The 20,622-nt window shown below is 57.8% G+C and carries 15 protein-coding genes; 5 read left to right on the top strand and 10 right to left on the bottom strand.

Going from position 1 to position 20,622, the window contains the following annotated elements; all coding sequences use genetic code 11:
* Window positions 1–87: 87 nt before the first annotated feature.
* The 9 genes from SOM40_RS07535 to lrp all read right to left on the bottom strand — a co-directional run bounded on the left by SOM40_RS07535 (window position 88) and on the right by lrp (window position 13,658).
* The gene (locus SOM40_RS07535; protein WP_225759161.1) at window positions 88–1,236 is read right to left on the bottom strand and encodes an MFS transporter; all 1,149 of its coding nucleotides are present in this window, start codon (window positions 1,234–1,236) and stop codon (window positions 88–90) included.
* A 274-nt stretch (window positions 1,237–1,510) separates the two neighbouring features.
* Complete coding sequence (locus tag SOM40_RS07530) at window positions 1,511–2,374, bottom strand: dimethyl sulfoxide reductase anchor subunit family protein (RefSeq protein WP_225759162.1); 864 nt, start codon at window positions 2,372–2,374, stop codon at window positions 1,511–1,513.
* Between the two features lies 1 nt (window position 2,375).
* Window positions 2,376–2,993, bottom strand: a complete 618-nt coding sequence (locus SOM40_RS07525; RefSeq protein WP_166182017.1) for a DMSO/selenate family reductase complex B subunit — start codon at window positions 2,991–2,993, stop codon at window positions 2,376–2,378.
* Between the two features lie 10 nt (window positions 2,994–3,003).
* Entirely contained in the window at window positions 3,004–5,448 is a 2,445-nt protein-coding gene (gene dmsA, locus SOM40_RS07520; RefSeq protein ID WP_106992573.1) for a dimethylsulfoxide reductase subunit A, read from the bottom strand.
* 209 nt (window positions 5,449–5,657) lie between these two features.
* The gene (gene serS / locus SOM40_RS07515) at window positions 5,658–6,950 is read right to left on the bottom strand and encodes a serine--tRNA ligase (protein WP_106992572.1); all 1,293 of its coding nucleotides are present in this window, start codon (window positions 6,948–6,950) and stop codon (window positions 5,658–5,660) included.
* A gap of 93 nt (window positions 6,951–7,043) precedes the next feature.
* Entirely contained in the window at window positions 7,044–8,387 is a 1,344-nt protein-coding gene (gene rarA, locus SOM40_RS07510; protein ID WP_106992571.1) for a replication-associated recombination protein RarA, read from the bottom strand.
* Window positions 8,388–8,396: 9 nt separating this feature from the next.
* On the bottom strand, window positions 8,397–9,011 hold the full coding sequence (gene lolA, locus SOM40_RS07505; protein WP_225759165.1) for an outer membrane lipoprotein periplasmic chaperone LolA: 615 nt from the start codon (window positions 9,009–9,011) through the stop codon (window positions 8,397–8,399).
* A 131-nt stretch (window positions 9,012–9,142) separates the two neighbouring features.
* The gene (gene ftsK / locus SOM40_RS07500; RefSeq protein ID WP_320457118.1) at window positions 9,143–13,030 is read right to left on the bottom strand and encodes a DNA translocase FtsK; all 3,888 of its coding nucleotides are present in this window, start codon (window positions 13,028–13,030) and stop codon (window positions 9,143–9,145) included.
* Between the two features lie 133 nt (window positions 13,031–13,163).
* Window positions 13,164–13,658 carry a leucine-responsive transcriptional regulator Lrp gene (gene lrp / locus SOM40_RS07495; protein ID WP_002439523.1) on the bottom strand — a complete coding sequence of 165 codons (495 nt, stop codon included), beginning with the start codon at window positions 13,656–13,658 and terminating at the stop codon, window positions 13,164–13,166.
* 550 nt (window positions 13,659–14,208) lie between these two features.
* On the opposite strand from lrp, the gene trxB reads away from it, so the two are divergent.
* The 5 genes from trxB (at window position 14,209) to infA (ending at window position 20,035) form a co-directional block, all read left to right on the top strand.
* On the top strand, window positions 14,209–15,177 hold the full coding sequence (trxB, locus tag SOM40_RS07490) for a thioredoxin-disulfide reductase (RefSeq protein WP_106992567.1): 969 nt from the start codon (window positions 14,209–14,211) through the stop codon (window positions 15,175–15,177).
* A gap of 113 nt (window positions 15,178–15,290) precedes the next feature.
* Window positions 15,291–17,057, top strand: coding sequence for a heme ABC transporter permease/ATP-binding protein CydD (cydD, locus tag SOM40_RS07485; RefSeq protein ID WP_106992566.1), 1,767 nt, complete (start codon window positions 15,291–15,293; stop codon window positions 17,055–17,057).
* On the top strand, window positions 17,057–18,778 hold the full coding sequence (cydC, locus tag SOM40_RS07480; protein ID WP_320457119.1) for a heme ABC transporter ATP-binding protein/permease CydC: 1,722 nt from the start codon (window positions 17,057–17,059) through the stop codon (window positions 18,776–18,778). Before cydD ends, cydC begins: the two co-directional genes overlap by 1 nt.
* Window positions 18,779–18,825: 47 nt before the next feature.
* On the top strand, window positions 18,826–19,530 hold the full coding sequence (gene aat / locus SOM40_RS07475) for a leucyl/phenylalanyl-tRNA--protein transferase (RefSeq protein WP_225759169.1): 705 nt from the start codon (window positions 18,826–18,828) through the stop codon (window positions 19,528–19,530).
* A gap of 286 nt (window positions 19,531–19,816) precedes the next feature.
* The gene (infA, locus tag SOM40_RS07470) at window positions 19,817–20,035 is read left to right on the top strand and encodes a translation initiation factor IF-1 (RefSeq protein ID WP_001040187.1); all 219 of its coding nucleotides are present in this window, start codon (window positions 19,817–19,819) and stop codon (window positions 20,033–20,035) included.
* 73 nt (window positions 20,036–20,108) lie between these two features.
* Here infA and SOM40_RS07465 read toward each other — a convergent pair whose 3' ends face one another.
* Window positions 20,109–20,528, bottom strand: coding sequence for a class III extradiol ring-cleavage dioxygenase family protein (locus tag SOM40_RS07465; RefSeq protein ID WP_320529731.1), 420 nt, complete (start codon window positions 20,526–20,528; stop codon window positions 20,109–20,111).
* Window positions 20,529–20,622 lie beyond the last annotated feature (94 nt).

Here is a 20,622-nt window from a genome sequence, read left to right as displayed (position 1 = left end):
ATCACCCGGCGCGATACACAAACAATGCGTAAAACTCTTAGATGTGACAGAGACAAAAAAGCCTGTCAGCGACAGGCTTTTATTTAATCAGGCATGCGCCACCGGCGTTGGATGTTCGCCCACTTTACGCAGAAGCATTAACAGATAAATAAATGACACGCTGGCAATCATGATAAACAGCAGATTGTCGGAAAAGTTCTGCATCAGCATCGAGGTAAAAGTCGGCCCCAGCAAGCTGCCGATGGTATAGCTCAGCAACAGCGCCTGGTTCATCGCCACCAGCTGATGGTGCTCGACTTTCTCACAGGCCCAGGCCATCGCCACCGGATAGAGGGTAAAGCCCGCCGCACCCAGAATAAACAGCGCCGGCGCCATCGCGGCATTACTCAGCATGGCGAGACAGCCCATGATCACTACAAAGACCTGAACGCGCAGCACCAGCAGGCGTCCAAAGCGGTCGGCAAGACGGCCAACCGGCCACTGCCCGACAATCCCGGCGCTGACCATCACCGCCATCCAGAAACCGATCCCGGAATCACTGACTCCCTGATGGTTCAGATAGAGCGGCATCAGGCCATACAGCGAGCCCAGCACAATCCCGGAAATAATGCAGCCGTTCACCCCCAGACGCGCCTGACGCAGTCTGAGCATCGGCCAGATGTGGGTCGCCTCCTGATGCTCGCTGCTCTGGTTCACAATACGCGTAAAGAGCAGTGGCAGAATGGCAGCCAGCACCATGCCGGTCACCCACGGCAGGACGCTCATCAGGTCGGTGGGCAATTTGCTGACCATCAGCTGGCCCAGCACGGTGCCGACGTAATAGACCATCATATAGGCCGCCAGCAGACGCCCCCGGTTGCGGGAAGTACCGCTGCACATCAGGGCGCTTTCAACCACCACCCAGATCATGGCGCAGCCAACGCCGGCGATAAAGCGCCAGACCATCCAGCTCCAGAAACCGACCATCAGCCCTAACCCGGCACAGCCGACGGCAAAAATAAGCGAGGCCAGATAATAGCTGCGATTAAAACCAAAACGTTTAATCAGGCTTCCCGTCATCAGGGTGCCCAGCAGATTACCGGTAAAAAAGGACGAGCTGACCATACCCACCTGCCAGGTAGGTAAGTTTTCATGGGCGAGCCACAGCGGAACGAGTGTATTTAACACCGCGATCGCGAGGGTCAGCAAAAGCAGGCCACAGAGCAACAGGAGCACTGGCCGGGTATAGGTCGACATGGATTAAAAACCGTGAGGAAGTTCAGATTTCGTGCGCATCATGCCACTGGCAAAAACAAAGTCAATCCACCCGATTGTGCCGCACGCACAATATGTTCCCTGTCGATTGAAAAAACTCATCCTGCTAATGCAAAGTCCGCTATCAATATAATTTATGTGTTTGTTTTTGTTTATTTAGCTCCAAAATTAAAACCAGACGACAGTTGAAAAATTTCATGATTGAAAAAAGAAAAGCCGGGCTCTAAGTCCCGGCTTTATATAACAATCATCAGTGTTAACTGGCGACAGCCATTCCAACCGTCATATGCAGACCGTAAAACACCCCGCGGCCAATCAACTCACCCGCCAGTACCAGCACAAATGCCAGCGACAGCAGCGGGAGCGCAGGCTGATAACCTTTCAGCTGCGGCACAATCCAGCACACCAGCGCCGCCGCCAGCAGCACCACACGCCAGGCCATCAGCGAGCCATAATCGGGCACCAGGGCCGAGGCCTGCTGAATGGAACTGTGAATGGTCGCCAGCTCCGCGCCCTGCACCAGGGCCACGACCGTACTCACCGCCAGCGCCAGCAGCGTCACGGCGGGCAGTAAACGCATTGCCCAGCCGTCAACGCCCGCCACGCGCAGGAGCAGGAAGCCCAGCAGCGGGCCGCCGATAAACAGGGTCAGGAAGAAGCTCATCGGCGTCCAGACGCTGTACCAGGTCGGGACCGTGTCGATGGTGTTATAGACCCGCACCATCATCCAGACGAACACCACGCCCAGCACCATGGTCACAATCAGCCACAGAGTGCGTAAGCCTGCCGGCAGTTTTTTCAGTACCGCCAGCAGCCAGCCCAGGCCCCCGACCGCAAAGAAGATCGCCCCGCTGGCGATCTCGTTGCTGAGGGAAGACGCCCCTACACGATTCAGAGAGTTGAACGCGCGCATAGGCGAACCGAGGTGCAGCGTGGAGGCAATAAAGCCGATCCCCATCAGCACCCACAGACCAAACATGCTCAACACCAGCCGCTGCTGTTGCTCCCTGTTCAGATCGCCTTTTAACAACGCCAGGGCGAGAACGATAAAACCGCCCGCCACACACTGTCCGAAAACCGTAAAAATCATTAACGGCCATTCATGCCATCCGCTTCCCATCTCACACCTCCTTCGGATTGGCCAGATAGCCGGTGGTATCACCCGTGGGTCGGCTGTTGGCATTGGGTTTAATGACGATACTCGGCTTCGTGAAGTGCGCCGACGGCAGCGGGGCGACGGCGGCCAGCTTGCCGTGTTTCTGACGCAACTCCTCAATCGGGCCGAAGTCCAGGGCCCGCAGCGGGCAGGACTCGACGCAGATTGGTTTTTTACCGTCGGCGACACGCTCATGGCAGCCGTCACACTTGGTCATATGGCCTTTGGCGGCGTTGTACTGCGGGGCGCCGTACGGGCAGGCCATATGGCAGTAGCGACACCCGATGCAGACATCCTCATTCACCACCACAAAGCCGTCGTCGCGCTTGTGCATCGCCCCGCTGGGGCAGACTTTGGTGCAGGCCGGATCCTCGCAGTGGTTGCAGGCGATGGAGAGATAGTAAGCAAACACATTCTGCTGCCAGACCCCGTTGTCCTCCTGCCAGTCGCCGCCCGCGTACTCATAGATGCGGCGGAAGCTGACGTCCGGGGTCAGGTCCTTGTAATCCTTGCACGCCAGTTCGCAGGTTTTGCACCCGGTGCAGCGGCTGGAATCAATAAAAAATCCATACTGAGTGGTCATCAGCTACTCCTTACGCCTTTTCAACCTGAACCAGGTTACTGTGAGAGGGGTTGCCTTTTGCCAGCGGCGACGGGCGTTGGGTGGTCAGCACGTTAATGCAGCCTGCCTGATCGACGCGGTTCGCGTCCGGGTTGTACCAGGCCCCTTCGCCTAACGCCACCACACCCGGCAGGATGCGCGGCGTCACTTTGGCTTCGATATGCACTTCGCCTCGCCCGTTGAAGATCCGCACCCGGTCGCCGTTGGCGATCCCGCGGCGCTGCGCGTCCAGCGGGTTGATCCAGATCTCCTGCCGACAGGCCGCCTTCAGCACGTCAACGTTGCCGTAAGTGGAGTGGGTGCGCGCTTTGTAGTGGAAGCCGGTGAGCTGCAGCGGGAAATCTTTGCTCTGCGGATCGTCGTAGTTCTCAAAGCCCGGGCTGTAGACCGGGAGTGGATCGATCACATCGCCCTGCTCCAGCTCCCAGGTCGCGGCGATCTGCGCCAGTTCTGCGGAGTAGATCTCAATTTTACCTGACGGCGTGGTGAGAGGATTCGCGGCGGGATCGGCGCGGAAGGCTTTATAGGCCACGTGATGCCCTTCCGGGTCACGCTGCTTGAACATGCCCTGCTGACGGAACTCATCAAACGGCAGCAACTCCGGAATAGCCTGGCGCGACTGCTCATACAGGTGACGCATCCACCCTTCCTGGGTGCGGCCTTCAGTAAACTGCCGCTCAACGCCCATGCGTTTTGCCAGTTCAGTGGTCATCTCATAGATGGTTTTGCACTCAAAACGCGGTTTAATCGCCTGATCGGCAAAAATCACGTACGACATGTTGCCGCAGGAAGCATCCAGGGCGAAGTCCATCTGTTCAGAGGCGGTGCAGTCCGGCAGCAGGATATCGGCATATTTCGCCGACGAGGTCATATGGCAATCCACCACCACAATCAGCTCGCATTTTTTGTCGTCCTGCAGAATATCGTGGGTGCGGTTGATCTGTGAGTGCTGGTTGATCAGACAGTTCCCGGCGTAGTTCCAGATCATCTTGATCGGTACGTCGAGCTTCTCTTTGCCGCGCACCCCATCGCGGGTGGCGGTCATCTCCGGGCCGCGTTCGATAGCGTCGGTCCACATAAACATTGAGATACTGGTCTGAACCGGATTTTCCAGGGTTGGCATGCGCACAAACGGCAGGGAGTACGAGCCTTCACGCGCCCCGCTGTTGCCCCCATTGATCCCCACGTTGCCGGTCAGAATCGCCAGCATGGCGATAGCACGCGACACCAGCTCGCCATTGGCATGACGCTGCGGACCCCAGCCCTGGGAGATAAAGGCTGGTTTCGCCCCGGCGATTTCACGCGCCAGCTTCACGATACGCGCTTCAGGAATACCGGTAATGGCCGCAGCCCAGGCCGGGGTTTTGGCGATCCCATCGTTGCCCTGACCAAGAATATAGGCTTTGTAGTGGCCGTTCGCCGGCGCGCCTTCCGGCAGCGTTTTCTCATCGTAGCCAACGCAGTATTTATCGAGGAATGGCTGATCGACGAGATTCTCCTCGATCATCACCCAGGCCAGGGCAGAGATCAGCGCCGCATCGGTTCCCGGGCGGATCGGGATCCACTCATCCTCGCGCCCTGCCCCGGTGTCGGTGTAGCGTGGGTCGATGACGATCATCCGGGCATTCGATTTTTGTCGTGCCTGTTCGACGTAGTAGGTCACCCCGCCGCCGCTCATTCGCGTTTCGCCGGGGTTGTTGCCGAACAGCACCACCAGCTGGCTGTTTTCGATATCCGACGGGCTGTTGCCATCGGCCCAGCCGCCGTAGGTGTAGTTGAGGCCTGCAGCAATCTGCGCGGTAGAGTAGTCACCGTAATGGTTGAGGTAGCCCCCGCAGCAGTTCATCAGGCGGGCAATCAGGGTTTTGCCCGGCGGCCAGGAGCGGGTCAAGGTTCCGCCGAGGGTGCCGGTGCCGTAGTTAAGGTAGATAGACTCGTTGCCGTAGTCTTTAATCAGGCGCTGCATATTGCTGGCAATGGTATCGAAGGCCTCGTCCCAGCTGATACGCTCGAATTTGCCCTCCCCGCGCTTGCCGACACGTTTCATCGGGTATTTCAGGCGATCCGGGTTATAGACGCGACGGCGCATCGAACGGCCGCGCAGACAGGCGCGCACCTGATGTAACCCCTCGTAGTTATCATCCCCGGTATTGTCGGTCTCAACGTATTTGATCTCACCGTCGATGACATGCATTCGCAACGGGCAGCGACTGCCACAGTTCACCGTACAGGCGCTCCAGACCACCTTTTCATCCGGCTTCACGGCAGCAACGGCTTCAGCCGCAGACGTCAGACGTGAAAAAGGCAAAGACAATGCGCTACTGGCAACTGCCAGGCCGCCAATCGCGGTGGTTTTCATCAGCCCGCGACGGCTAACCTCGGCAGCCAGCAAGGCATCAGGCGTTTTTATTTTCATAGACTCTCACTTTGATTGCTCACAAAGATCCCTGTGCGGCAGCAACCGCTATATAGTTATTTATATAAAGGAGTGATTGCATTAGCAGAGGTTTATGCTAATCAACTGCCTGGAGAGTATTACCCCTTTGGAGGGAGGGGGTATTGCCTGATGTCAAAAGCGGGGCATAAAAAAAGCGCCCGCAGGCGCTTTTTTTATGTTAAGGCAGATTAGCCGATGTACTGCTGGCCTTTCATGTAAGGGCGCAGAACTTCAGGAATTTCGATACGACCGTCAGCCTGCTGGTAGTTTTCCAGCACTGCCACCAAGGTACGACCCACTGCCAGGCCGGAGCCGTTCAGGGTGTGCACCAGGCGGGTTTGCTTAGCGGACTTGCTGCGGCAGCGTGCCTGCATACGACGCGCCTGGAAATCGCCCACGTTAGAGCAGGAGGAGATTTCACGATAAGTGCCCTGCGCCGGAACCCACACTTCCAGATCGAAGGTTTTGCAGGCGCCAAAGCCCATATCGCCGGTGCACAGCGCCATGCGGCGGTACGGCAGACCCAGCAGCTCAAGCACTTTTTCCGCGTGACCGGTCATCTCTTCCAGCGCCTCCATAGAGGTTTCCGGACGCACAATCTGTACCATCTCAACTTTGTCGAACTGGTGCATACGGATCAGACCACGGGTATCACGGCCATAAGAGCCAGCTTCAGAACGGAAGCACGGTGAGTGTGCGGTCAGTTTGATCGGCAGGTCGTCTTCGTCGATGATCTCATCACGTACGAGGTTGGTCAGCGGCACTTCTGCGGTTGGGATCAGCGCGTAGTTGCTGCTGTCGGCCTCTTCGTCCAGCGGACGGGTATGGAACAGATCGCCGGCAAATTTCGGCAGCTGGCCAGTACCGTACAGCGTATCGTGGTTAACCAGATACGGAACGTAGGTTTCGCTGTAGCCGTGCTGCTCGGTGTGCAGATCCAGCATAAACTGGGCCAGCGCACGGTGCAGATGGGCAATCTGGCCTTTCATGACCACGAAGCGGGAACCGGTCAGCTTAACGGCCGCCGCAAAATCGAGCCCCGCGTGCATTTCGCCCAGCGTGACGTGATCGCGAACCTCGAAATCGAACTCGCGTGGGGTGCCCCAGCGTTTCACTTCGACGTTGTCATCTTCGTCTTTACCGACAGGGACGCTGTCGTCAGGGGTGTTCGGGATCGCCAGCGCGATATCACGAATCTCGGCCTGAAGAACGTCCAGATCCGCTTTCGCCTGATCCAGTTCTTCACCGAGTTTGTTCACTTCCAGGCGTAATGGCTCAATGTCTTCCCCGCGCGCTTTCGCCTGGCCGATGGATTTCGATCGAGAGTTACGCTCTGCCTGCAAGTTTTCGGTTTGTACCTGCAGAACTTTACGACGCTCTTCAAGAGCGCGCAGCTTATCTACATCCAGTTTAAAGCCCCGGCGTGCCAGTTTTTCAGCGACTGCGTCTGGCTCGTTACGCAGCAGATTGGGATCGAGCATGCTTATCCTGTGCTTATCGAATTAAAAAATAGGAGGAAATGACCGCAGCCTGCGGTCATCAGATACATTGCCAACATTACCGCAACGATAGCCCTAACGGTAGCGTTTTATAGGGCTATTTTGATCCTGTCCGGCAAGCCAGGTGAGCTTTTCACCAATCTTGCCCTCAAGGCCTCTGTTTGTCGGGCGATAATAGCGTGTTTGTGCCATTTCCTGCGGGAAATACTCCTCCCCGGCGGCGTAGGCGTTGGGCTCGTCGTGGGCGTAGCGATATTGCTGACCATAGCCCATCTCTTTCATCAGTTTGGTCGGGGCATTACGTAAGTGGTCAGGTACATCGTAATCAGGGCGTTCGCGGGCATCGGACATCGCCGCTTTGAATGCGGTGTAGACCGCATTGCTTTTCGGGGCGCAGGCCAGATAGACAATCGCCTGGGCGATGGCGCGCTCGCCTTCAGCGGGCCCGACGCGGGTGAAGCAGTCCCAGGCTGATAGCGCCACCTGCATGGCACGCGGGTCGGCATTGCCGACATCTTCCGAGGCAATCGCCAGACAGCGACGGGCCACGTACAGCGGATCGCCCCCGGCGGTAATAATGCGCGCATACCAGTAGAGCGCGGCATCGGGCGCGCTGCCGCGCACCGATTTATGCAGCGCTGAGATCAGGTCGTAGAAACGGTCACCTTTGTTATCAAAGCGCGCACTGCGTTCCCCGGCGATTTCGGTCAGCAGCGCCGGGAGCAATACCCGCTTGCCGCTGTCGTCGGCTTCGGCCATATCGGCCATCATCTCCAGGGTATTCAGCGCCCGGCGCGCATCCCCGTTCACCAGCTCAGCAATGGCGCGACGGGTATCGTCTGGCAGCACAATATTCTGGCTGCCGTAGCCCCGGGCCTTATCGTCCATCGCCTGGGTCAGCACCTGCTCAATGTCTTCAGTGGTTAACGATTTCAGGAGATAGACGCGGGCGCGGGACAACAGTGCAGAGTTGAGTTCAAACGAGGGGTTTTCAGTGGTCGCACCGATAAAGGTGATAGTGCCGTCTTCAATGTGCGGCAGGAAAGCATCCTGCTGGCTCTTGTTGAAGCGGTGGACCTCATCGACAAACAGGATAGTGCGGCGACCGGCGTTACGGTTCTGGCGGGCACGCTCGATGGCTTCGCGGATCTCCTTCACCCCGGAGGTGACGGCGGAGATACGCTCGACGTCGGCATCGGCATAGCGGGCAATCACTTCCGCCAGCGTCGTTTTACCAGTGCCTGGCGGCCCCCAGAGGATCATGGAGTGCAGATGCCCGGCCTCAATGGCGCGTGGCAAGGGTTTGCCCGCAGCCAGCAGGTGCTGCTGGCCAATATACTGCGCTAAATTTTCTGGCCGCATACGGGCGGCCAGAGGTTGAAACGCATTATCTGAAAAATCGAGCGACAGGTTGCTCACGCACGCCTCTTACTTATTACGTTGGTCATCCACCGTCACGCCCTTCGGCGGGGTAAAGGTGAATTTGGATGCATCAACCGTCCCGTTCTGCTGGGATTTCAGCTGATAGCTACTGCGCTGATCGTCCTGCTCAACCGCACCGAATTGATTGATGGTCCCATTAGTGCTGACGTTAATGGTGAACTGCTTCAGGTTGCCGCTGCTGCCTTTCGGGGTCAGCACGAAGTCATCGCCGTTCTGTTTGATGTTGTACTGCTGCCAGTCGCTGGACTGGTTACGGGCAATCAGCATAAACGGCGTGTTGCTGGCGGCATCTTTCAGCCAGGTCGCCGTAGCCTGCTCAACAAACGGGTTGAAGAACCACAGGGTTTTCCCGTCGGACACCAGAATGCTTTCGTCCGGCTGGGTCATGTGCCAGTTGAACAGATTTGGACGTTTCACCCACAGGTCACCCTGACCTTCCTGCACCGCATTGCCGCTGCCGTCAGTCACTTTCTGGGTGAAGCTGGCGTGGAAGCTGCTCACTTTATCCAGACGGTTTTTCAGGTCGCTGGCGGCGTCAGCCCAGACGCTGCTCGCCACAACGCTGGTCAGTAATGCACAGGTGATTGCAATTTTTTTCATTGGTAGTCCTTACAAAGCGTCATCCCGAAATGGGGGTTTTCTGTCAACTATTCTGGACCTGCCCGCAGGCAGGCGACAGAAGAAAATGCTTAATTATTGCTGATTTACCCATCTTTGCAATCGAGGGGGGATTATTCAAACGGCGGCGGGGCCAGTACTTCACGGTTGCCGTTGTGCCCCTGCTCGCTGACGATGCCCTGCGCTTCCATCTGCTCAATGATACGCGCCGCGCGGTTGTAGCCGATACGGAACTGGCGCTGAACCCCGGAGATGGAGGCTTTGCGTTTCTCGGTGACGAAGTTAACGGCCTGATCGAACAGTGGATCGAGCTCTTCACCGCTATCCGCGCCGCCACCACCGCCGCCTTCGCTTTCGCTGTCAGAGGTGATGCCATCGACATACTGCGGACGACCGCGCGCTTTCCAGTCCTGCACCACGGCATGCACTTCCTGGTCACGCACAAAGGCACCATGGACACGCACCGGAGAGGTGGAGTTCGGGCCGGAGTAAAGCATATCCCCCATACCGAGCAGCGATTCCGCGCCCCCCTGGTCGAGAATGGTACGGGAGTCGATTTTGCTCGACACGGTAAAGGCGATACGGGTCGGGATGTTGGCCTTAATCAGGCCGGTGATCACATCCACCGACGGACGCTGGGTCGCCAGCACCAGGTGGATGCCCGCGGCACGCGCTTTCTGCGCCAGGCGGGCGATCAGCTCTTCCACCTTCTTACCGACGGTCATCATCAGGTCGGCAAACTCGTCCACCAGCACCACGATGTACGGCAGTTTTTCCAGCACCGGATGCTCGGCATCCATGCTGTCGCCCGGCTTCCAGTACGGATCCGGGATCGGACGTCCCATCTTCGCCGCTTCGGCGATGATCTCGTTATAACCCGCGAGGTTACGCACGCCCAGCGCGGACATCAGCTTGTAGCGGCGCTCCATCTCGTTGACGCTCCAGCGCAGGGCGTTGGCGGCATCTTTCATGTCGGTCACGACTTCGGTCAGCAGATGCGGAATGCCTTCGTATACCGACAGTTCCAGCATTTTCGGGTCGATCATGATGAAGCGCACATCTTCTGGCTGCGCTTTATAGAGGATGCTGAGGATCATGGCGTTCACGCCGACAGACTTACCGGAGCCTGTGGTACCTGCCACCAGCAGGTGCGGCATTTTCGCCAGATCGGCCACCACCGGTTCACCGGCGATGTCTTTACCCAGCACCACGCTCAGCGGCGACGGGTTATCGCGGAATTTAGCGTGATCCAGCACTTCGCGCAGGTAAACGGTCTGACGTTTTTTGTTCGGCAGCTCCAGGCCAACATAAGGTTTGCCCGGAATAACCTCGACCACGCGTACGGCCACGGTGGACAGCGAACGCGCCAGGTCGCGGGAGAGGTTGGAAATACGCGCGGCTTTCACACCCGGGGCCAGATTCAGCTCGAAACGGGTGATCACCGGACCCGGTGAATAATTCACCACATCCGCTTTAATACGGAAATCGGCCAGGCGGAGTTCAACCAGGCGCGCCATCTGATCCAGGGCGAAGGTATCAACCGGCTCGACTTCCGTTGGCGGCGGTGTTAGCAGGTCAAATGACGGCAGCGGCGTGGTCGGTCTCTGCAGCGGACGGCTGTCACCGTTACGCATCAGTAACGGATGGATCAGGCTCTGCTGCTGCGGTGGAGGCTGAACCGCAGGTTGCTGCTGTGCAGGCTGCTGAGGTTGCGCGTATTGCTGCGGCTGTACAGGCTGCTGAGGTTGCGCATATTGCTGCGGCTGTACAGGCTGCTGAGGCTGCGCATACTGCTGCGGCTGTGCAGGCTGTTGTGGCTGCGCGTACTGCTGCGGCTGTGCAGGCTGCGGCGGCGTGAACGCCTGGCGCGGCGGCTCGGCTTCCGGCATTACCCCTGGCGTGAACAGCGGTTCACTCGGCGTATCATCCACCAGATCTTTCATCGGTGAGAATTCAAAATCCGCCAGCGAGAACGGGTTCGCCCCTGTCGGTTGTTCCCCGGCGTAACGCTGCTGCTGCGTGGCAGCAAACTGGCGAGCCAGCTCCGCCTCGGCGGCATCATCTTCGTTGTCCTGGGCCTGATATTGCTGTGGCTCAGGCTGGTACTCCTCGCCATAACGCTGCTGTTGCTGCTGGGCGAACTGGCGAGCCAGCTCATCCTGCTGCATTTCATCGACATCATCGTCGTACTGGCCGTCATCATACTGCTGACTCCCGGCTTTACGTGCTTCCTCTTCCGCCATTCGCTGAGAAGGCAGCTTGATGCCATACGAGGCCAGTTCACGGCGAGTTGGAACGCGTACGCGGTTAGGACGCGGCAGCTGTGGACCAATGCCCTCTTTTACCTGTGGACGCGGTGCGCCACTGGTCGCCAGGCTGAATAATGGTGCTGCAGCGCTGGCCGCAGCGGCTCCTGCGGCTGTTGCCTGCTGCACGCTTGCCGCCACCGGTGCGACAACGGATGCAGGCTCTACGGCCGGGACAGGAATAGATGGGATCTCAGCAGCTTTTACCGGGGCAGGTTCTTGTACCGCCTCGGGCACTGGCTGATACCAGGCCGCAAGCTGCTCGCGCTCACGGGCACGTTTCTCTTCCACTTCTTCGAAGTAGTAAAGCGGCGGACGGGTCGGTTTCACCTCTTCAACCGGCGGCGCCTCGACGACCGGCTCAGGCTGATAGACGGCCTGCTGCGGTTCATACTGCTGTGGCTGCTCGTATTGAGGCTGCTCGTACTGAGGTTGCTCATACTGAGGCTGCTCGTACTGAGGCTGCTCGTACTGCGGTTGCACATGCTGCGGTTGTTCGTACTGCGGCTGCGCGTACACCGGTTCAGGTTGATAAGGCGGCTGCCACTGCTCCTGCGGCGCGACGGCGGCATAAGGTTGTGGCTCCGCATAGATCGGCGCGGCTGGCGCTGCGGGTTCCGCTTGCCATTCAACCGCAGGCGGCTGCAGATGGGCATCCGGCATCGATGGCGTTGGCGGGGTCACCGGATCAACCGGGGCAGCAAAGGCCTGAGTGGCGGTGGTCGCTGCGGCAGCGGCGGCAAGCGGCTCAGCCACCGAGTGACCGTTGAGCAGCGGATCGTACTCATCATAGTCGGAGGCCAGCGCACGATTGCCGGAGAACAGGACATCATCCGGATCGGCGGCCACGCCGCGGGCGCTGTATGCCACCTCTTCGTCGTCCATCCGTTTCCCGGAGAACAAGGCTGCATCCGTCTTGCGACCTAATGGATTCGCGAACTTCTCGGCCATGCGCTTACGGCGCGCCAGCGCGCCACGCATAATGCGGGCGCGACGGGATTCACGACGCGCGGGGCTCGGCTCGGCTTCGTCGTAGTCATCGTCTTCGTACTCTTCGTCGACCCAGGTGTCATCGCGACGGGTACGGTTGCTGGCAAAGGTCAGGATATTCAGGATCACGCTGCCAATTTTTTCAGCAATGCTGACCCATGACCAGCCGGTAAACAGCGTCAGCCCTGCGCCCCAGACGCAGAGCAGCGCGATGGTGCCACCGCTGCTGTGCAGCATCGGCTGCAGCGCGGTACTCAGCAGGCTGCCAATCACCCCGCCGGAGGCAAAGTACCAGATGTCATCGGCGTTAATGGACGCCAGACCGCAGGAGGTGAGGATCAGCGCCAGCGCACCAATCAGGCGCAGCGAAACGGCAAAATAGTCGATGTAGTCATCGTTCTGGCGATGGCGCCAGGCAAACCAACAACCACCAATAATGATGACGGGAAGGGTGTAGGCCATCACGCCAAAGATAAAGAACAGCGTATCCGCCAGCCAGGCGCCCGGTACGCCGCCTAAATTATGGATAGGCTCGTGCCATGCGGTCTGTGACCAGCTGGGATCGGAGGGATTGAAACTGAGTAAGGCTGCCATCAACCAGACGGCAAAAAGAGCAACAAGGATCAGTAACGCCTCAAGGAGTCGGCGCCCACTGCTGAGCTTGGTTAAATTGACTTCTTTGTCTTCGGTATATTCCTGGCTCAAAACAGGCTCTCCAGGTATCAGGCAATTCCTGCCTGAGTGCTAAACGGACAACAGTGCCGGGAGGCCCGACACTGTTGCTGTATGGATTACCAGGAGTGTAATCAAAGTACGCTGATAATGCACCTGTTCCGTGTTAGCGCGTCTTAATAACCAGACGATTGCTCTGTTTGACTTCTTCCATTACCACGTAGGTACGGGTGTCGTTCACGCCAGGCAGTCGCAGCAGGGTTTCGCCCAGCAGCTTACGGTATGCAGACATATCAGGTACGCGGGTTTTCAACAGGTAGTCGAAATCACCGGAAACCAGATGACACTCTTGAATTTCTTCCAGTTTTTGTACGGCGGAATTGAACTGCTCAAACACATCCGGCGCACCACGATTCAGAGTAATCTCAACAAATACCAGAAGTGAGGCATCCAGATAATGCGGGTTCAGCAGCGCTGTATAGCCCTGAATAAAACCCTGTCTTTCCAGTCGGCGCACACGCTCGAGGCATGGCGTCGGGGAAAGTCCCACACGTTTTGAAAGCTCGACGTTGGAAATACGCCCATCCTTTTGCAATTCATTAAGAATGTTACGATCGATACGGTCGAGATCTTTGCCAGGGCGCTTCTTGCTATCTACCATTATTATTGTCTCTCTGTATTCCTTCCCTAACTCCTGCCAGGACCCTGTGCACTTCACTGTTCAGAGTCTTTCCCCGCGGTTAATCGCATCGCCTGTTTTATAGTTTGCGCGATTCGATTGGGGTTTATGTGGTATGAAGACCGTTGCCCAGAGGCGGCCATCAACATCACGTATGGCATCTGTCCACACCATGCGTAGATTTCGCTGACCCGGTAAAAATGGTGATTTTGTGCATGACTATGCGTTACACAAAGACCGTTTTTTTTCTTCCTTGAATGTTTTCGCAAAAGCGCAGGGGATTGTCAAAGCAAAACATCGATTTTTAGTACAACATGCCGGATATTCATTACGTCCGGCGATTAATCCTCATTTTATCGCCGTCGTTTCGAGCGATTAGCCATGATTATTGTTATAAAATCACTTTCCCTGCCTCGCCGTTGATTGGCCATTTCTATTACACATATCGTTAACAAAATCGCTGCGCCCTTTTTTTACGGCCATAAATTCCCTACAATCCGGGAAAATGTCTGCCAACAACAATGGGGTTCTCATGGGCACGGCCAAACACAGTAAACTTCTCATCCTTGGTTCCGGACCTGCGGGATACACCGCTGCGGTCTACGCTGCTCGCGCTAACCTGCAACCGGTACTGATTACGGGCATGGAAAAAGGCGGTCAGCTGACTACCACTACCGAAGTGGAAAACTGGCCAGGCGATCCTGAAGGCCTGACCGGACCGCTGCTGATGGAGCGCATGCACGAGCATGCCACCAAATTTGATACTGAAATCATTTTTGACCACATCAACAAGGTCGATCTGCAAAACCGTCCGTTCCGTCTTACCGGTGACAACGCGGAATATACCTGCGACGCGCTCATCATTGCGACCGGCGCCTCTGCCCGTTATCTGGGCCTGCCGTCTGAAGAAGCCTTTAAAGGTCGCGGCGTTTCCGCCTGCGCCACCTGCGACGGTTTCTTCTATCGCAACCAGAAGGTCGCGGTCATCGGCGGCGGCAACACCGCTGTGGAAGAGGCACTGTACCTGGCGAATATCGCCTCTGAAGTGCACCTCATTCACCGCCGTGATACCTTCCGCGCGGAAAAAATCCTGATCAAGCGTCTGATGGACAAAGTGGCCAGCGGCAATATTGTGCTGCACACCCACCGCACCCTGGAAGAAGTGACCGGCGATCAGATGGGCGTGGCCGGTCTGCGTATCCGCGATACCCGCAACACTGACAACGTCGAAACCCTCGAAGTGGCGGGTCTGTTTGTGGCTATCGGCCACAGCCCGAACACCGCGATCTTCGACGGTCAGCTGGAACTGGAAAACGGCTACATCAAAGTGCAGTCCGGGATCCACGGCAATGCGACCCAGACCAGCATCCCGGGCGTGTTCGCTGCGGGCGACGTGATGGACCACATTTATCGTCAGGCGATCACCTCTGCGGGCACCGGTTGTATGGCGGCGCTGGATGCAGAACGTTATCTCGACGGACTGGCCGATCAGAGTAAATAATTTTTACAAATCAGCAACAAACGTAAAAAAGGCGGCGATAAGTCGCCTTTATTGTCTCTGCGATGTAACATTGCCGTGCCCAATACCTAATAACATCACCTGCAAAGCACGCAATGGAAAAAACCCGTCAACAAGAGTTAACACGCTGGCTTAAACAGCAAAGCGTTCTTTCCCGCCGCTGGCTGAATATTTCCCGTCTTTTAGGGTTTATCAGCGGCGTGTTGATTGTCGGTCAGGCATGGCTGCTGGCCCGCATTCTTAACCATATGATCATGGAAAACATCCCACGCGAGGCGTTGTTGCTGCCTTTCATTGTGCTGATTCTGGTCTTTATTCTGCGTGCCTGGGTCGTCTGGCTGCGTGAGCGCGTGGGTTTTCATGCCGGGCAGAATATTCGCTACGAAATTCGCCGTCAGGTGCTCGACAGATTGCAGGAAGCCGGCCCCGCCTGGATTCAGGGCAAACCCGCCGGCAGTTGGGCAACGCTTATCCTCGAGCAAATCGACGATATGCATGACTACTACGCCCGCTATCTGCCGCAGATGGCGCTGGCCGTATTCGTTCCCGTGCTGATCGTACTCGCGATTTTCCCGTATAACTGGGTTGCGGCGCTGATCCTGCTGGGCACCGCCCCGCTGATCCCGCTATTTATGGCGATGGTCGGCATGGGTGCCGCCGATGCCAATCGCCGTAACTTCCTGGCCCTGGGTCGTCTCAGCGGTCACTTCCTCGACCGTCTGCGCGGCATGGAAACGTTGCGTATTTTTGGTCGCGGTGAAGCCGAAACCGACAACATCCGCCACGCCTCCCAGGACTTCCGTCAGCGCACCATGGAGGTGTTACGCCTGGCGTTCTTATCCTCCGGGGTGCTGGAGTTCTTTACCTCCCTGTCGATTGCGCTGGTCGCCGTCTATTTTGGTTTCTCCTACCTGGGCGCCCTCGATTTTGGACATTACGGCACCGCCGTGACCCTCTCAGCGGGCTTCCTGACATTGATTCTGGCGCCGGAGTTCTTCCAGCCGCTGCGCGATCTGGGCACCTTCTATCATGCGAAGGCCCAGGCCGTGGGCGCGGCCGATAGCCTGAAAACGTTCCTCGAAACACCGCTGGCCCATCCGCAGCGCGGGGACGTGACCCTGAACACCAGTAAACCGGTTAGCATTGACGCAGAAGATTTCTGCGTGCTGTCGCCGGAGGGCAAGGTGCTGGCGGGGCCATTGAACTTCAGCCTCGCGGGAGGTCAGCGGGTGGTGCTGGTGGGCACCAGCGGCTCGGGCAAGAGCTCGCTCCTGAATGCCCTATCCGGTTTTATGGCCTACAGCGGCTCGCTGCGCATCAATCAGGCCGAACTCTCTGCGCTCGATCCTGATGAATGGCGCACCCATTTAAGCTGGGTGGGTCAGAACCCGCAGCTTCCGGCGGCCACGCTGCGAGAAAACGTGCTGCTGGCGCGCCCGGATGCCAGCGACGAAGAGCTGCAGTCGGTGCTCGATCGCGCCTGGGTGAGTGAATTCCTGCCCCTGCTGCCAAACGGGGTAGATACGATTGTCGGCGATCAGTCGGCGGGGCTGTCCGTCGGTCAGGCACAGCGTATCGCCGTGGCCCGCGCCCTGCTCAACCCCTGCCAGCTTTTACTCCTGGATGAACCCGCTGCCAGCCTGGATGCGCACAGCGAACAGCGCGTAATGCTGGCCCTGGATGCCGCCTCGCAGCAGCAAACTACGCTGATGGTGACCCACCAGCTGGAGGGCATTGCCCACTGGGATCAGATCTGGGTCATGGACAACGGACAGCTTGTCGAGCAGGGCGATTACGCCACGCTCGCAGCGGCACAGGGGCCGTTTGCGGCTCTGCTGGCGAACCGTCAGGAGGAGATCTGATGCGCGCTTTACTGCCTTATCTGGCGCTCTATATGCGCCACAAATGGATGCTGATCCTTGGCGTGGTGCTGGCGATCATCACCCTGCTGGCCAGTATCGGCCTGTTAACCCTTTCGGGCTGGTTCCTCTCTGCCTCCGCGGTCGCCGGGTTTGCCGGGCTATACAGCTTCAACTATATGCTGCCTGCTGCAGGGGTGCGCGGCACGGCCATCACCCGCACCGCCGGGCGCTACTTCGAGCGTCTGGTCAGCCATGACGCCACCTTCCGCGTGCTGCAGCACCTGCGCGTCACCACCTTCAGCAAGCTGCTGCCCCTCTCCCCTGCCGGGCTGGCGCGCTATCGCCAGGGTGAACTGCTGAACCGCGTCGTCGCGGATGTCGATACCCTCGATCATCTTTACCTGCGCGTTATCTCCCCGCTGGTAGGGGCGCTGGTGGTGATTGTGGTTGTTACACTCGGGCTGAGCCTGCTGGACGTCAACATCGCTCTGGTGCTCGGCGGGATCATGATTCTGACGCTGTTTCTGCTGCCGCCGCTGTTTTACCGCGCCGGGAAGCCGACCGGTGAAAACCTGACCCGTCTGCGCGGCGAATATCGCCAGCAGCTGACGGGCTGGCTGCAGGGTCAGGCAGAGCTGACGATTTTTGGCGCCAGCCGTCGCTACCGGGCGCAGATGGAAAATACCGAGCTGAACTGGCACGAAGCCCAGCGCAAACAGTCGGAGCTGACGGCTCTGTCCCAGGCGTTGATGCTGTTGATTGGCGGGATCGCCGTGATGGCGATGCTGTGGTTGGCGTCCGGCGGCGTGGGCGGTAACACCCAGCCGGGCCCGCTCATTGCGCTGTTTGTCTTCTGTGCGCTGGCGGCGTTTGAAGCGCTGGCGCCGGTGACCGGAGCCTTTCAGCATCTGGGCCAGGTGGTGGCATCCGCGCTGCGCATCACCCAGATCACCGGTCAGCAACCGGAAGTAACGTTCAGCACCACCCTGTCCGACGTGCCTGAGCACCTGGCCCTCCGACTGGCGGATGTCAGCTTTGCGTATGAAGGCCAGGCGCAACCGGCGCTGGACCATATTAACCTGACCATCCCCGCAGGCGCGCACGTTGCGGTGCTGGGTCGCACCGGCTGCGGGAAGTCGACCCTGCTGCAACTCCTGACCCGGGCATGGGATCCGGCTCAGGGCCAGATCCTGTTCAACGATACCCCTGTATCAGAGATGAGCGAGTCCGCGCTGCGTAAAACGGTGAGCGTGGTACCGCAGCGGGTCCATCTTTTCAGCGCTACCCTGCGTGATAACCTGCTGTTAGCCGCCCCCGGCACTGGCGATGATCTATTAACCGCGATACTGGAAAAGGTGGGTCTGCACAAGCTGCTGGAAGACGAGGGGCTGAACAGCTGGCTCGGTGAAGGGGGTCGTCAGCTCTCCGGCGGGGAACTGCGTCGCCTGGCAATTGCGCGCGCGCTGCTGCACGATGCGCCCCTGATGTTACTGGACGAACCTACCGAGGGGCTTGACGCCACAACAGAGCGGCAAATCCTTGATTTACTGGAAAAAGAGATGCAGGGCAAAACGGTGCTGATGGTGACGCATCGCCTGCGCGGTCTGGTGGATTTCGATCAAATTATTGTGATGGACAACGGACAGATTATTGAGCAAGGTAGTCACGCAGAACTGTTGGCAAAACAGGGTCGCTACTACCAGTTCAAACAGCGTCTGTAGTCTATATTTGAACCGATCCCCACTTCGCGTACTGGAGTTTTGTTGTCATGCGCCTGGTCCAGCTCTCTCGTCATTCTCTTGCGTTCCCTTCTCCGGAAGGGGCGCTGCGCGAACCTAATGGTTTGCTGGCCCTGGGCGGCGATCTGAGCCCGTCGCGTCTGTTAATGGCCTACCAGCGGGGGATTTTTCCGTGGTTTTCACCCGGCGATCCAATCTTATGGTGGTCGCCCGATCCCCGCGCCGTTCTGTGGCCCGCACAGTTTCATATCAGCCGCAGCATGAAGCGCTTTCACGCCCGCTCCCCCTATCGCGTCACCCTCAATCACGCGTTTGGTCAGGTGATTGAGGGGTGTGCCGCCGATCGCTTTGAAGGGACATGGATCACTCCTGAGGTGATCACCGCCTATCACCGCCTGCACGAGCTGGGTTACGCCCACTCGATTGAGGTGTGGGATAAGGACGAGCTGGTGGGCGGAATGTACGGCGTGGCGCAGGGCACCCTGTTTTGCGGCGAGTCGATGTTCAGCCGCGCGGTGAATGCCTCCAAAACCGCGCTGCTGGTTTTCTGCGAACGCTTTACCCGCAACGGCGGCCAGTTGATGGATTGTCAGGTGCTGAACGAGCATACCGCCTCGCTGGGTGCGGTTGAGATCTCCCGCCATGAATATCTGGCGCAGCTGGCAACGCTGCGCATGCAGAAATTACCGCAGAATTTCTGGGTCCCCGGCACGTTATTTACGCCCCAGAGATAAATGTTTTCCGCATATTTTTCCTCAAGGTGCTATAATTCTGCCGCAGAGTAGGTTCTGCCTGTTGCCCCGCCGCCGTTTGGGAATAGTTCGCATCCGATAACGCCCTATCGTTTATCCTGCCACCTCCCCTTTACGTATGCGCTTTTCGTACGGTCGAACCGTGACGTCCGGGTAATACGCTGAAACTGCTTTGCTGCGTTTTAAACGCACAAATCTTTACTTAATTGATGAATTTCGGCATTATCTTGCCGGTTCAAAACTTGGTAGTGATACCCCAGAGGATTAGATGGCCAAAGAAGACAATATTGAAATGCAGGGTACCGTTCTTGAAACGTTGCCTAACACCATGTTTCGCGTAGAACTGGAAAACGGTCACGTCGTTACCGCGCATATCTCCGGTAAAATGCGTAAGAACTATATCCGTATTCTGACGGGCGACAAAGTGACTGTCGAGCTGACCCCGTACGACCTGAGCAAAGGCCGCATTGTCTTCCGTAGTCGCTAAGAGTTTTTCGCCGCGAATGGCGTAGAGAGAATACTAAAGGCCGGGTTATCCCGGCCTTTTTTTATGCGTAGCGTCAGTGGACACGCACCACCGTCAGATCGGCCAGCATCGCATGGCTGATCTCATGCAGCAGGCCGGTGAGATGCGGCAGCATTTCGCGGTCAAAATGCGACACCAGCAGCACATGGTTTAACGCCTGGCAGTAATCGCACTGGGCTTCGGTGCTGTCCAGCAGCCACTCCTGTTTGTGTGCTGGCGGTATCTCATCCTCATCCAGCACGCGGAAATCGGTCATCGATTTTTCCAGCTCACTTCTGAATGCGTCCAGGTATGCCGCAAGACAGCGGCAGACGGGCTGCGTCTGCGGCAGCGAATTGCAATCGACCAGGATTTCGGTGAGCAGGTTGCAGCGCGCGGCGAGCGTGGAGAGATCGGGAGTGCTGAGTTCGAGTTCGCTATAAAGCTGGGTGATGCTGTAATTTTCCATAATCATAATCTCCGAAAGTAATTTTTTGCTGACCACCCGAACGCCAACTCAGGCGGTGGACTGAACCAGGTTGGCGTACCGACTACCCTCGGAAAAATCG

The organism is Leclercia sp. CFBP8987 (assembly GCF_034044995.2).
Lineage (GTDB): Bacteria > Pseudomonadota > Gammaproteobacteria > Enterobacterales > Enterobacteriaceae > Enterobacter > Enterobacter tamurae.
Note: the sequence above shows the minus strand (reverse complement) of the source record. Positions and strands in the feature narration are given on the sequence as shown.

What these genes read in the sequence shown, in the direction of transcription:
- SOM40_RS07525 (WP_166182017.1), bottom strand. Translation starts at nt 2,993, where the DNA reads ATGACCACTCAGTATGGATTTTTTATTGATTCCAGCCGCTGCACCGGG.
- lolA (WP_225759165.1), bottom strand. Translation starts at nt 9,011, where the DNA reads ATGAAAAAAATTGCAATCACCTGTGCATTACTGACCAGCGTTGTGGCG.
- SOM40_RS07530 (WP_225759162.1), bottom strand. Translation starts at nt 2,374, where the DNA reads ATGGGAAGCGGATGGCATGAATGGCCGTTAATGATTTTTACGGTTTTC.
- lrp (WP_002439523.1), bottom strand. Translation starts at nt 13,658, where the DNA reads ATGGTAGATAGCAAGAAGCGCCCTGGCAAAGATCTCGACCGTATCGAT.
- trxB (WP_106992567.1), top strand. Translation starts at nt 14,209, where the DNA reads ATGGGCACGGCCAAACACAGTAAACTTCTCATCCTTGGTTCCGGACCT.
- SOM40_RS07535 (WP_225759161.1), bottom strand. Translation starts at nt 1,236, where the DNA reads ATGTCGACCTATACCCGGCCAGTGCTCCTGTTGCTCTGTGGCCTGCTT.
- dmsA (WP_106992573.1), bottom strand. Translation starts at nt 5,448, where the DNA reads ATGAAAATAAAAACGCCTGATGCCTTGCTGGCTGCCGAGGTTAGCCGT.
- aat (WP_225759169.1), top strand. Translation starts at nt 18,826, where the DNA reads ATGCGCCTGGTCCAGCTCTCTCGTCATTCTCTTGCGTTCCCTTCTCCG.
- cydC (WP_320457119.1), top strand. Translation starts at nt 17,057, where the DNA reads ATGCGCGCTTTACTGCCTTATCTGGCGCTCTATATGCGCCACAAATGG.
- SOM40_RS07465 (WP_320529731.1), bottom strand. Translation starts at nt 20,528, where the DNA reads ATGATTATGGAAAATTACAGCATCACCCAGCTTTATAGCGAACTCGAA.
- serS (WP_106992572.1), bottom strand. Translation starts at nt 6,950, where the DNA reads ATGCTCGATCCCAATCTGCTGCGTAACGAGCCAGACGCAGTCGCTGAA.
- infA (WP_001040187.1), top strand. Translation starts at nt 19,817, where the DNA reads ATGGCCAAAGAAGACAATATTGAAATGCAGGGTACCGTTCTTGAAACG.
- cydD (WP_106992566.1), top strand. Translation starts at nt 15,291, where the DNA reads ATGGAAAAAACCCGTCAACAAGAGTTAACACGCTGGCTTAAACAGCAA.